General features: G+C 65.6%; 12 protein-coding genes. 7 read left to right on the top strand and 5 right to left on the bottom strand.

Features of this window, described 5'->3' with window-relative positions:
• Positions 1–123 precede the first annotated feature (123 nt).
• Positions 124–999 (top strand): lysophospholipid acyltransferase family protein, encoded by an 876-nt coding sequence (locus PCQ86_RS04370; protein ID WP_172206233.1) that lies wholly within the window; start codon positions 124–126, stop codon positions 997–999.
• Positions 996–1868: a lysophospholipid acyltransferase family protein gene (locus PCQ86_RS04375; RefSeq protein ID WP_011804158.1), complete on the top strand. Its 873-nt coding sequence runs from the start codon at positions 996–998 to the stop codon at positions 1866–1868. Before PCQ86_RS04370 ends, PCQ86_RS04375 begins: the two co-directional genes overlap by 4 nt.
• A 45-nt stretch (positions 1869–1913) precedes the next feature.
• Here the strand turns inward: PCQ86_RS04375 and PCQ86_RS04380 are convergent, their stop codons facing one another.
• Positions 1914–2843 carry an alpha/beta fold hydrolase gene (locus tag PCQ86_RS04380; RefSeq protein WP_270174957.1) on the bottom strand — a complete coding sequence of 310 codons (930 nt, stop codon included), beginning with the start codon at positions 2841–2843 and terminating at the stop codon, positions 1914–1916.
• 48 nt (positions 2844–2891) lie between these two features.
• Complete coding sequence (gene yihA / locus PCQ86_RS04385; protein WP_047350979.1) at positions 2892–3614, bottom strand: ribosome biogenesis GTP-binding protein YihA/YsxC; 723 nt, start codon at positions 3612–3614, stop codon at positions 2892–2894.
• Between the two features lie 84 nt (positions 3615–3698).
• Here yihA and PCQ86_RS04390 point away from each other — a divergent pair, with 84 nt between their 5' ends.
• The 5 genes from PCQ86_RS04390 to PCQ86_RS04410 all read left to right on the top strand — a co-directional run bounded on the left by PCQ86_RS04390 (position 3699) and on the right by PCQ86_RS04410 (position 9739).
• Positions 3699–4337 carry a c-type cytochrome gene (locus tag PCQ86_RS04390; RefSeq protein WP_011804161.1) on the top strand — a complete coding sequence of 213 codons (639 nt, stop codon included), beginning with the start codon at positions 3699–3701 and terminating at the stop codon, positions 4335–4337.
• A 168-nt stretch (positions 4338–4505) separates the two neighbouring features.
• On the top strand, positions 4506–6659 hold the full coding sequence (locus PCQ86_RS04395) for a cytochrome c biogenesis protein ResB (RefSeq protein ID WP_270174958.1): 2154 nt from the start codon (positions 4506–4508) through the stop codon (positions 6657–6659).
• Positions 6656–7990, top strand: coding sequence for a c-type cytochrome biogenesis protein CcsB (ccsB, locus tag PCQ86_RS04400; RefSeq protein WP_047350981.1), 1335 nt, complete (start codon positions 6656–6658; stop codon positions 7988–7990). Before PCQ86_RS04395 ends, ccsB begins: the two co-directional genes overlap by 4 nt.
• Before the next feature lie 91 nt (positions 7991–8081).
• Entirely contained in the window at positions 8082–9080 is a 999-nt protein-coding gene (gene msrP, locus PCQ86_RS04405; RefSeq protein ID WP_270174959.1) for a protein-methionine-sulfoxide reductase catalytic subunit MsrP, read from the top strand.
• Positions 9080–9739 carry a sulfite oxidase heme-binding subunit YedZ gene (locus tag PCQ86_RS04410; RefSeq protein WP_270174960.1) on the top strand — a complete coding sequence of 220 codons (660 nt, stop codon included), beginning with the start codon at positions 9080–9082 and terminating at the stop codon, positions 9737–9739. Before msrP ends, PCQ86_RS04410 begins: the two co-directional genes overlap by 1 nt.
• A gap of 67 nt (positions 9740–9806) precedes the next feature.
• Here the strand turns inward: PCQ86_RS04410 and PCQ86_RS04415 are convergent, their stop codons facing one another.
• The 3 genes from PCQ86_RS04415 to lptM form a co-directional block, all read right to left on the bottom strand.
• A complete protein-coding gene (locus PCQ86_RS04415; RefSeq protein WP_172206242.1) occupies positions 9807–10643 on the bottom strand; it encodes an MBL fold metallo-hydrolase in 837 nt (278 codons plus the stop codon).
• Positions 10644–10707: 64 nt separating this feature from the next.
• Positions 10708–12003: a diaminopimelate decarboxylase gene (gene lysA, locus PCQ86_RS04420; protein ID WP_270174961.1), complete on the bottom strand. Its 1296-nt coding sequence runs from the start codon at positions 12001–12003 to the stop codon at positions 10708–10710.
• Positions 12000–12341 (bottom strand): LPS translocon maturation chaperone LptM, encoded by a 342-nt coding sequence (gene lptM / locus PCQ86_RS19825; RefSeq protein ID WP_442874543.1) that lies wholly within the window; start codon positions 12339–12341, stop codon positions 12000–12002. Before lptM ends, lysA begins: the two co-directional genes overlap by 4 nt.
• Positions 12342–12388 lie beyond the last annotated feature (47 nt).

Raw genomic sequence — 12388 nt, forward strand, 5'->3', positions numbered from 1 at the left:
CTCCGTGTTGTCAGCATTTGGGCGTTGCCCAGAGCCTCATGGAGCCTCGGCGAACGCTTTAGCAGTTGTGTTTAACGTCGCCCTGCAAGTTGCTCATTTAACTCGGCGACGGCCGTCATTGTAATGTCATCCCTCTTTCGGCTCGTTTCCGCGCTGCCCTTGTGGTTGCTGCATGTCATTGGCGCGGCGCTTGGCTGGGTGGCGTTTTGCGCATCGCCCACCTACCGCCGCCGCTTCATCGACAACGCCGCGCGCGCGGGCTATGCCTTGCGTGACGTGCGTGCGGCCATAGCGCACGCGGGGCGCATGGTGGCCGAGGCGCCGCGTCTGTGGCTGTGGCCCGAGCCGCCGGCCTGCGAGATACGCGGGGCCGAATGCGTGCAACGGGCCTGGGGCCAAGGCCGCGGCATCGTGTTCCTCACGCCGCACATTGGCTGTTTCGAGTTGTCGGTGCAGGCGGCGGCGCGGCGCTGGTCGCCGGAGCACGGCCCCATCACCATCCTGTACCGGCCCGCGCGCCAGCGCTGGCTGGCCGAGGTGATGCAGACCGCGCGCAACCGCCCCGGCATCCAGGCCGTGCCCACCACGTTGCAGGGCGTGCGCCAGATGATCAAGGCGCTGCGGCGCGGCGAGGCGGTGGGCCTGCTGCCTGACCAGGTGCCGCCGCAGGGGCTGGGGGTGTGGTCGCCGTTCTTCGGCCGCCCGGCCTACACCATGACGCTGGCTGCGCGCCTGGTGCAGCAGACCGGTGCGGCGGTGATCCTGGCGCGGTGCGAGCGCCTGCCACGCGGACGCGGCTATGTGCTGCACCTGGAGGATTTGCCCCAGCCGCTGGCGCCTACACTCGACGCGGCCGTGCTGCAGCTCAACCAAGCCATGGAATACCTCATCCGCCAAAGCCCCGACCAATACCTGTGGGGCTACGCCCGCTACAAGCAGCCCCGCGCGGAGATGCATACCTCTGCCGGGGCCGATGCACCGCCGGAGGGCCGCGCATGATGGCGCGCGCGGGCATCGCGCTGCTGAATTTGCTGGGTCGCCTGCCGCTGCCGGCGCTGCGTGCGCTGGGGCGATTCATCGGCCGGGTGCTGTTCGTGCTGGCCGTGCCGCGGCGCAGGGTGGCGCTGCGCAACCTGGCCCTGTGCTTCCCGGAGGTGCCCGAGTCGCAGCGCCGCGCGTGGGCGCGCGAGTCCTTCGTGGTGTTCTGCCAGACCTTCCTGGACCGCGGCTGGTTGTGGTCGGGCTCCGAGGCGCTGGTGCGCAGCCGCGTGAAGCTGGTGGGCGCGCTGCACGAGCTGGAAGGCGACACGCCGACCATCGTCTTCGCGCCGCACTTCTACAGCATGGACGCGGGCGGCCTCGCCTTGCCGCTGAACACGCGGCGTGAGTTCACCTCGATCTTCGCCACCAACCCCGACCCGGTGCTGGACGCATGGTTCATGGCGGGCCGCCAGCGCTTTGGCAACGTGCGCATGCTCAACCGCGCCGACGGCGTGAAACCCATCATCTCGTGCCTGCGCAAGGGCGGGCTGCTGTACCTGCTGCCCGACATGGACTACGGCAGGAACGACTCGGTGTTCGTGCCCTTCTTCGCCATGCCGGACGCGGCCACCATCCCGTCACTGTCGCGCTTTGCGCGCCTGGGGCGCGCCAAGGTGGTGGCGCTGTACAGCCGCATGACGCCCGAGGGCTACGTGGCCGAGCTGACCCCCGCCTGGGACCACTTTCCCACCGAGGACCATGTGGCCGACACGGCGCGCATGAACCGCGAGCTGGAAGCCGCCATCCGCACCATGCCCGCGCAGTACTACTGGGTGCACAAGCGCTTCAAGACCCGCCCGGAGGGGCAGGATTCGGTGTACCAGTAAAAATGGCTCTAGCGCTTATCTGGTAAGCGCTAGCAGCTACGAAAATCATAGTTCCTGGCGAAGAAGATCCGCCAGGGTGTCGCGCACCAGCCCCGGCTGCTCGTGCACCACCCAGTGCGTGGCGCCTGGCACTTGCTGCACCTGCAGGCGTGGCACCCAGGCTTGGAGCCCCTGCAGCAGACCGGGCAGCAACGCGGGGTCGTCCATGCCCCACAGCACTTGCGTAGGTACGGGCACCTGCAGCATGTCGGCGGGCAGCGTGAGGGAGCGGATGTCCGGCGTCCCGTCGTCCTGGGAAGACGAGGGCAGCGGCGGCCGCAGCGGGCTGGCGCGGTAGTAGTTGCAAGGCCCGGCAAGCCCCGCCGCCCACTGCGCGCGGTAGTGCGCGCGCAGTGCAGGGGTGAGCCAGCCGGGCGCGCTGCCATCGGCGCGGCGAAAGAAGCCGAACAGGCGCGCGAAATCGTTCTCGGCCAGCAGCGACTCGGCATCGGGGCGGCACAGGAAGTGCATGTACGCACTGGCCTCCTGCTGCGCGGCACTGCCCTGCAACTCGCGCAAGAGGGCGCCAGGGTGAGGCGCGTTGATGACCATCAGGCGCTTGAGCAGTCCGGGATGCTGGTTGGCCAGGTTCCAGGCCACGGCCCCGCCCCAGTCGTGTGCCACCAGTGCCGCCAGCGGCGTGCCGGCACCGGCTTCCTGGGCGATCAGCGCGGCGATGTCCTGCACCAGATGTTTGGGGCGGTAGGCCTCTATTGCAGCCGGCGCGCTGGAGGGTGCGTAGCCGCGCAGCCAGGGCGCCACGCAGCGGTAGCCGCCGTGTGCCGGATCGGCGAAATGGCCCAGCAGCGCGTCCCAGATGAACGCGCCCTCGGGAAAGCCGTGCAGGAACAGCAGCACCGGGCGCCCCGGCATGCCGGCCACGCGGCAGTGCAGCGTGATGCCGTGCGGCAGTGTGTGGGTGATCGTCTCCGCCATACGCTACGCCTTTCATAGCTGCCAGCGCTTGATGGACGGGCGCTGGCGTCAGTTTTGGTCTTCAGATGGCGGCAGGGCTTCCACGGCCGCATCCTCTTTTTGGACGGGGTGGGCCCACTGCCACAGCAGTTGCGCCACTTCGTCCACGCCCTGCTTCTTGAGCGCGGAGAACATCCTGACCTCACCGCCGCCGGCCTGCAGTCGCGTGATGGACAGTGCCTTGGCCTGCTCGGCGCGCGTGAGCTTGTCGGCCTTGGTGAGCAGCACCAGGAACTTGAGCCCTGCCTCCACGCGCGGCCGCACGGCGTTCAGCAGCGCCTCGTCCAGCTCGGTCAGGCCCAGGCGCGGGTCGCACAGCAGCACGATGGCGGTGAGACTTTCGCGGCTCACCAGGTAGCTCAGCATCACTTGCTGCCAGCGCAGCTTGTCCGAGCGCGACACGGCCGCGTAGCCGTAGCCCGGCAGGTCGGCCAGCACCGCGTCCGTCGCGCCCTGCTTGCCCAGCGCGAACAGGTTGATGTGCTGGGTGCGCCCGGGCTTCTTGGATGCAAACGCCAGTTGGCGCTGCTGGGTGAGGGTGTTGATGCAGGTGGATTTGCCTGCGTTGGAGCGGCCCACGAAGGCGATCTCGGGCACCTCGATGGCGGGCAAATGGTGCAACTGCGCGGCCGTCGTCAGGAAGCGCGCGGTGTGCATCCACCCCATGGCGACCTTGGCGTCCGGCGCTGGCGGGAGGGAGCCAGCAACTGGCGCATGTGATGTGGTCGGCATATATGGGTTTTCCAAGGGATAGGGCGAAACAGGGGGCATTGTAGAATCGCGGGGTTTTGCGCTCATAACACAAGATCCCCCGATATGAAGTTGCTCGCCTCCCTGCTGATGGCTGCCGCACTGGCAGTCCCCGCTGCCTCGGCCCTTGCCGCAGGCGAAACCCCGGCGCCGCAAAAGGCAGCGAAGCCTGATCTCGTGAAGGGCGAGGCCAGCTACGCCGCCGTGTGCGCCGCCTGCCACGCCGCCGACGGCAATTCCACCATCGCAGCCAACCCCAAGCTGGCGCAGCAGCACCCGGAGTACCTGGTCAAGCAGCTGCAGGAGTTCAAGGCCGGCAAGCGCGCTGACCCGATCATGCAAGGCATGGCCGCCATCCTCTCCGAGGACGACATGCGCAACGTGTCGTGGTGGCTGGCCTCCAAGCAAGCCAAGGAAGGCTTTGCCAAGGACAAGGATCTGGTCGCCATGGGCGAACGCATCTACCGCGGCGGCATCCAGGACCGCAACATTGCCGCCTGCGCCGGCTGCCACAGCCCCAACGGTTCCGGCATTCCTGCCCAGTACCCGCGCCTGTCGGGCCAGCATGCCGACTACACGGTCAAGCAGCTGGTGGACTTCCGCGACGGCAAGCGTGGCAACAACGTGCAGATGCGCGACGTGGCCGCCAAGCTCAACGACCGCGAGATCAAGGCCGTGGCTGACTACATTGCCGGTTTGCGTTGATTCACGTCAAATTTCCAGGGGTGCTCCGATGCGCCTTTGGAACCTACCGCCGATAATCGCACCCAAGACGGGCGGGCTCATCTGAACGGATGGCCCGCCTTTTCTCATGGGCCTACGCACGCAGGGTTGACTGGCGTAGGTGGATTCCTCCCGGCCTTCGCGTCTTTCATGTCTGACACCACTTTCGGTCCTAGCAGCGCCCCCCGGACGCACGCCATGCGGTCGATGACCGAGCTGCTGGCGTCCATGCGCTTCGCGATCGCGTTGCTGACCGTGATCTGCATTGCCTCGGTGATCGGCACGGTGCTCAAGCAGCACGAGCCGGCCGTCAACTATGTGAACCAGTTCGGCCCATTCTGGGCGGAGGTGTTCCTGGCGCTCAAGCTGAACGCGGTCTACAGCGCCTGGTGGTTCCTCGTGATCCTGGGCTTTCTGGTGGTCAGCACTTCGCTGTGCATTGCCCGCCATGCGCCCAAGTATCTGGCGGATCTGCGCACCTACAAGGAAGACATCCGCGAGAAGAGCCTGCAGGCGTTCCACCACAAGGCCAGTGCGGAGCTGGCGGCCGAAACGCCCGAGGCGGCCGCGCGCCGCGTGGGCCAGCAACTGGTTGCCAAAGGCTGGAAGGTACGCCTGCAGCAGCGCCAGACCCCGGCAGGTGACGGCTGGATGGTGGCCGCCAAGGCCGGTGCCGCCAACAAGCTGGGCTATATCGCCGCGCACAGCGCCATCGTGCTGGTGTGCCTGGGCGGCCTGCTGGACGGCGATCTCGTCGTGCGGGCACAGATGTGGTTTGGTGGCAAGACGCCCTATGCCGGCTCTGGCCTGATCTCCGAGGTCAAGCCCGAACACCGGCTGTCCGAGCGCAATCCCACGTTCCGCGGCAATCTTGTGGTGGCCGAGGGCACGCAGTCCGGCACCGCCATCCTGAGCCAGTCCGACGGCGTACTGCTGCAGGAGCTGCCGTTTGCCGTCGAGCTCAAGAAGTTCATCGTGGAGCATTACTCCACCGGTATGCCCAAGCTGTTCGCCAGCGAGATCGTGATCCACGACCGCGCCACGGGCGAGGCCACGCCGGCGCGCGTGGAGGTCAACCATCCCGTGAGCTACCGGGGCATCGAAATCTACCAATCCAGCTTTGACGATGGCGGCTCCGAAGTGCACCTGCGTGCGCGTCCCATGGCGCCGGGCGCGGAGCCCTTCGATGTGCAAGGCGTGATCGGCGGCTCCACGCGCCTCACGCACTCGGGCTCGGGCGAAGGCATGACGCTGGAGTTCACGGGGCTGCGGGTACTCAATGTGGAGAACTTCGGCGATACCGGCGCCAGCGGTTCGGGCGCTGACGTGCGCAAGGTGGATCTGCGCGAATCGATCGAATCGCGCCTGGGTGCCGGTAACAAGACCGTGAGCAAGCGCGAACTGCGCAACGTGGGCCCCAGCATCACCTACAAGCTGCGCGATGCCGCGGGCCAGGCGCGGGAGTTCCACAATTTCATGCTGCCCGTGGACACGGGCGACGGTCAGCCCATGTATTTGCTGGGTGTGCGTGAGACCCCCGCGGAGCCCTTCCGCTATCTGCGCGTGCCGGTGGATGCCGAGGGTGGCATGGACGGCTTCTTGCGCATGCGCCTGGCACTGGCCGATCCGCAGATACGCGAACTGGCGGTGCGTCGCTACGCGGCAGCGGCCGTGGATGGGGCGCGCCCCGAGCTGGCCGAGCAACTCGCGCAGTCGGCGGGGCGCGCGCTCGCGCTGTTCGCCGGTGCGATCGACGAGCCTGCTGCGGCGGGCGGCCGGCCGCGCGGCGGGCTGCAGGCGATATCGGACTTCATGGAGGCCAATGTGCCCGAAGACGAGCGCAACCGCGCCAGCGAGGTGCTGGTGCGCATCCTCAACGGCGCCTTGTTCGAACTGGCGCAGATCACCCGCGAACGTGCAGGCCTGGCCCCCTTGCCACAGAATGGCGCAACGCAGGCGTTCATGACGCAGGCGGTGTTGAGCCTGAGCGATGCACAGGCCTATCCGGTGCCCCTGGCGTTCGAGCTGCGTGACTTCAAGCAGGTGCAGGCCAGCGTGTTCCAGGTGGCGCGCGCGCCGGGCAAGAACGTGGTGTACCTGGGCTGCGCGCTGCTGATCATCGGAGTGTTTGCCATGCTCTACGTGCGTGAACGCCGCGTATGGGTATGGCTGGCACCCCAGGAGACTGGCGCTCGCGCGACGATGGCGCTGTCCACCAACCGCAAGACGCTGGACGCGGATCGTGAATTCGCGCAGCTCACCACCCAATTGATCGGAACATCCCCGCACGGAGGTGCCTCATGAATACAGCCACGACCACGCTCACGTTGAGCGAAGGGTATTTCGCACGCCGCAGCTGGTGGGACTGGCTGTTTGCGTTGTTGGTGGTCGCGGGGGGCGTGTTCGCGCTGCAGCGCTATGCGGCGTACATGGATGTGTATGAGAAGGCCATTTTGCTGGGCTCCATTCCCAGCGTGATCTGGCTGGGCTGGTTCTGGCGCCCGCTGAGCACACTGATGCTGATGGTGGCCGCGTGCTCGCTGCTGGCCATCGGGCTGTACCAGAACAATGGCGCGGGCGACCTGGCGCGCGCGGACACGGTCTTCGGACTCAAGTACTTTCTGTCGAGCCAGTCGGCCATCCTGTGGATGAGCATGCTGTTCTTCATGAGCACCGCGTTCTATTGGGTGGGCATGCTCTCGCGCGGTCAAGGGCAGACGATGATGCGCATCGGCTCGCGCATTGCGTGGGTGGCCGTGGCGCTGGCACTGATCGGCACCATGGTGCGCTGGTACGAAAGCTACCTGATCGGCCCGGATATCGGCCACATCCCGGTGAGCAACCTCTACGAGGTGTTCGTCATGTTCTGCTGGATGACGGCCGTGTTCTACCTGTACTACGAGGAGCAGTACGAAACCTGCGCGCTCGGCGGCTTCGTGATGCTGGTGGTGAGCGCCGCCGTGGGCTTTCTGCTGTGGTACACGGTCGTGCGCGAGGCGCATGAGATCCAGCCGCTGGTGCCCGCGCTCAAGAGCTGGTGGATGAAGCTGCATGTGCCGGCCAACTTCATCGGCTACGGCACCTTCGCGCTGTCGGCCATGGTGGCCTTTGCCTACCTGATCAAACAGCAGGCGAGCGAAACGCGCTGGTGGAAACTGGCACCGCTGTGGCTGTTGGGCGTGGTGCTGTGCTTTGAGCCCATCGTCTTTCGCCAGGGTGCGGCCGACAACGGCGGTGGCTACTGGATGGTGTATTTCGGTGTTTCTGCGCTGATCGTGGCGGGCATCTTGCTGGCGCGCCGGCGCATTGCCGAGCGGTTGCCGTCCTTCGAGATCCTGGACGATGTGATGTACAAGTCCATCGCCGTGGGCTTTGCGTTCTTTACCATCGCCACGGTCCTGGGAGCGCTGTGGGCCGCGGAGGCCTGGGGCGGTTACTGGAGCTGGGACCCCAAGGAAACCTGGGCGCTGATCGTGTGGCTCAACTACGCGGCATGGCTGCACATGCGGCTGATGAAGGGTTTGCGCGGCACCATGTCGGCGTGGTGGGCGCTGGTGGGCCTGGCGGTGACCACCTTCGCCTTTCTGGGCGTGAACATGTTCCTGAGCGGGCTGCACAGCTACGGAACCTTGTAACCCTCGGCGTCCAAGGGGGGAACCTGCGGGCCCTGCGGGCAGTCTGTGTCTCATGCAGACTGTGGCAGATGCGGCTGCCAGAAGGACCCCCATGTTGATTCCTACCCGAGACAACGGTTACATCCACCCTTGCGCCGGCGAGATCACGCCGCGCGCCGTCTATGAGCAGCGACGCGCCATGCTCCGCCTGCTGGCAGCGGGTGCGGGTTGCGCGGCGATGGCGGGCTGGGCAGGGCGTGTTGCCCTCGCTGACCAAGTCCGCCGCCCGGGGCGGCTCGCACCCCTGCCGGGTGCGCCGTCCGCCGTGCCGGGCGCGGTGACCATGGAGAAGGTCACCGAGTACCAAGATGCCACCACGTACAACAATTTCTACGAATTCGGCACGGACAAGAGCGACCCCGCGCGCAATGCCCATACCCTGAAAACCCACCCCTGGACCGTGGAAGTGGAAGGCTTGGTCAACAAGCCACGGCGCTTCGATATCGACGAGCTGCTCAAGCTCAGCGCGCAGGAGGAGCGCATCTACCGCCTGCGCTGCGTCGAGGGCTGGTCCATGGTGATCCCCTGGGTGGGGTACTCGTTGGCAGAGTTGATCAAGCGGGTGGAGCCGCAGGGCAGTGCCAAGTACGTCGAGTTCGTCACGCTGGCGGACAAAGCCACCATGCCTTATGTGGGCTCGCGTGTGCTGGACTGGCCTTACACCGAAGGCCTGCGCTTGGACGAGGCCATGCATCCGCTCACGCTGCTAGCCTTCGGCATGTATGGCGAGGTGTTGCCCAATCAGAATGGCGCACCGGTGCGCATCGTCGTGCCGTGGAAGTACGGCTTCAAGAGCGCCAAGAGCATTGTCAAGATCCGCTTCGTCGAGAAGGAGCCTGGTACCGCGTGGAACAAGGCTGCACGGCAGGAGTACGGCTTCTATTCCAACGTGAATCCGGATGTGGACCACCCGCGCTGGAGCCAGGCCACCGAACGGCGTATCGGCGAGGGCGGACTGTTCGCCAAGAAGCGCAAGACCCTGCTGTTCAATGGCTACGAGGCCCAGGTGGGACAGCTCTACGCGGGCATGGATCTGCGCAAGTTCTACTGATGGCGCGTGCACGCCTTTCGGGCAATACTCCCGCGCTGACGGGTCGCGGCTGGGGCGCGCGCGTGTTGTTGCACCCGGCAGCCAAGCCGGTGCTGTTTGTGCTGTGCCTGCTACCGCTGGCCTGGCTGGTGTATGGGGCGGCCGCCGATCGCCTGGGCGCCAACCCTGCCGAAGCCCTGATCCGCTCCACGGGCGACTGGACGCTGCGCATGCTGTGCCTCACCCTGGCAGTCACACCCCTGAGGCTGGCGCTGGCCCAGCCGCCGCTGGCACGCTTTCGGCGCATGCTGGGGCTGTACACCTTCGCCTACGCGGCACTCCACTTGCTGTGCTACAGCTGGTTCGACATGGGGCTGGATGTGCCGGAAATCCTTCGTGACGTGCTCAAGCGCCCCTTCATCCTGGTGGGCATGGGCTGTTTTGCGGTGCTCCTGGCGCTGGCGGCCACGTCGTTCAACCGGGCCATGCGCTGGATGGGCGGGCGGCGCTGGCAGCAACTGCACCGCGGCGTGTACCTGGCCGCGGGGCTGGCGATCCTGCACTTTTTCTGGATGCGGTCGGGCAAGAACGACTTTGTCGAGGTGGCGGTCTATGCCGCCATCCTGGCGGCGTTGCTGCTCGCTCGGCCTTGGTTGCGCCGGCGCCGCCGTGCGGACTGATTGCTATTATTTAGATAGCTGCTAGCGCTTTCTGGGTAAGCGCTAGAGCCGATTTTCTATCAAACCTTCAGGCGCGCACGGCCTGCAGCGCAGGGCGCACCTGGCGGGTGACGGGATCGATGTGACCCGTGGGGATCTGGTAGGCGCGGTCATCAAACAGGTCGATGCCACACATCAGGCTGTCGAGCCATTGGAAGAAGTCGTCGATGGCCGGCTTGCCCATGATGGGCGCGCCGTGCTGCGGAACCACCATGGCGATGTCGAGTTGCCGCGCCATGCGCGTCCACAGGCGCAGGATCTTGTTGGAGACCATGTAGCGGCGGTGAAAGCCTTCCATGCGTGGAATGTGCGGTGCCAGATGGGTCACCGGCACGCGTGCGTCGGCGCCCGAGGTCATGGACACGCCCAGGTCGCCCGTGAACAGGATGCGGCTGACCGGGTCGTAGAAGTGGAAGTTGCCTTCGGAATGCATGAAATGCGCCGGCAGCAGCACCAGTTCGTGCCGGCCCAGCGGCAGGCGGCCGCCGCTGTCGGGCACCCCGATGATGCGGTTCTCGGTTTTGCCGAGCTTGGTGAAGTGCGGCGCGAAGCGCTCCCAGATGCGTGAGATGACCAGCGTCGCCTTGGTGCTGCTCAACCAGCGGTCCAGCGAGGCGATGATGTCGGGGTCGGCGTGCGACGCAATCAGGTAGGACAGCTTGTGGGGCGGAAAGTGCTTGGACATGCCCATGAACAACTCGTTGAACGCCAGATTGCCGCCCGGGTCGATGATGGCGCCCGTGTCGTCGTCCACGATCAGGAACTGGTTGGCCTGAACCGCCTGCCCATCCTCCTCGACAAGGTCCGAGAACATCAGACAAGTGTGGTTCTTGTCCCGGTAGAGTTCAAGAGGTTCCTGAGGCATGCACGTGACTCCGCAATGAAAGTGCAATAGTACTCAAAGCGAAATGGTTATTCCTTGATGGTTATCAAGGGTTGCCCTGCGGTACCAGCTTTTCGCTGCGGAAGATGTCGTTCACGCTTTCGCGCGTGCGGATGAGGTGGGCTCGCGCTCCGTCCACCAGCACCTCGGCGGGTCGGGGGCGGGTGTTGTAGGTGCTCCCCATGGAACTGCAGTACGCCCCGGCGGACAGCACCGCCAGCATATCGCCCGCTGCCACCGCCAGGTTGCGGTCACGGCCGATCCAGTCCCCGCTTTCGCAGATCGGGCCGACGACGTCATACACGTGCGACACGGCCGTCGGGGTGGCCGCCTGCAGGGGCACGATGGCGTGGTAGGCCTGGTACATCGCCGGCCGCGGCAAATCGTTCATGGCCGCATCGACGACGCAGAAGTTCTTTTGCTCGCCGGGCTTGAGGTAGAGCACCTCCGTCAGGCAAACACCGGCGTTGCCCACCAAGGAGCGACCGGGCTCGATCATCAATTGGCGGTCACCGTAGCCGCGCGCGTCCAGCTTGGCCAACAGCTTGGCCCACAGCGCGTCGGCCCGTGGTGGCGTGTCGCCGTTGTAATCGATGCCCAGACCACCGCCAAAATCGATGTGGTGGATCGCGATGCCTGCGGCCTCGATGGCTTGCACGAGGTCCAGCATGCGATCCATGGCGTCCAGATACGGGCTCTCTTCCGTGATCTGGGAGCCGATGTGGCAATCGATGCCCACCACGCGCAAGCCGGGCAGGGCGGCTGCGCGCTGGTAGGTGGCAACCGTGCGTTCATGGGCGATACCGAACTTGTTGCCCTTGAGGCCCGTGGAAATGTAGGGGTGGGTCTTGGCGTCCACGTTGGGATTGACACGAATGCTGATCGGTGCGCGCAATCCCATGGATTGGGCCACTTCGCTCAGCACGTCGAGTTCTGCCTCGCTCTCCACGTTGAAGCAGCCAATGCCGACCTCCAGCGCCTGGCGCATTTCTGCGCGCGTCTTGCCTACGCCGGAAAAGATCACCTTCGCCGGGTCGCCGCCGGCTGCAATCACGCGTTGCAGTTCGCCGGCAGAAACGATGTCGAAGCCGCAGCCATGGCGTGCGAAAAGCTGCAGGACAGCGAGCGACGAGTTCGCTTTCATGGCATAGCAGATCTGCACCTTGCGCCCAGCGAACCCGCGCTGGTAGGCCCCCAGGGCGTCCAGCATGGCTGCCTGGGAATAGACGTAGAGGGGCGTGCCGAACTCCCGGGCCAGGTCGGCAAGGCGAAGGCCCTCCAACTGAAGCGCTTGGTCGTGGTAGTGCAAGTGGGGGTGGCCGGGCAGAACGGGATGGGTCATGGACGGGTGGTGGAAGCGGAATCGGCTGGCGACGAGGCGGGAGCCCGCGAGGCGGTGGGGTTGAGGGTTTCAGGGAGTGTGGCGCGCTGCGCGGCAGCCGGGTCCGTGGGCAGGTAAAGCGGACCCCGTTGGCCACAGGCCGCGAAGGCTGCCGTGCTCACAGCAAGGACAATCGTCCTGACTAGAATTTGACGGGCTCTGAACATACGCAAATTGTACTTTTCGACCTCAACGCCCACTTTGATTGCTATGACAAAGAACCAAGTACTTTTTTCGTGCACTCGTGATTTTTTCCGCGCCCTATTTATTTGCCGTGGTGAAACAAGACGACTAGCCATGCGGCTGGAATGGCAAACATTCTGGAAAACCCTTCGGACCGACCTTG

The sequence above is a fragment of the Diaphorobacter sp. ED-3 genome, assembly GCF_027625375.1.
GTDB lineage: Bacteria > Pseudomonadota > Gammaproteobacteria > Burkholderiales > Burkholderiaceae_C > Diaphorobacter > Diaphorobacter nitroreducens.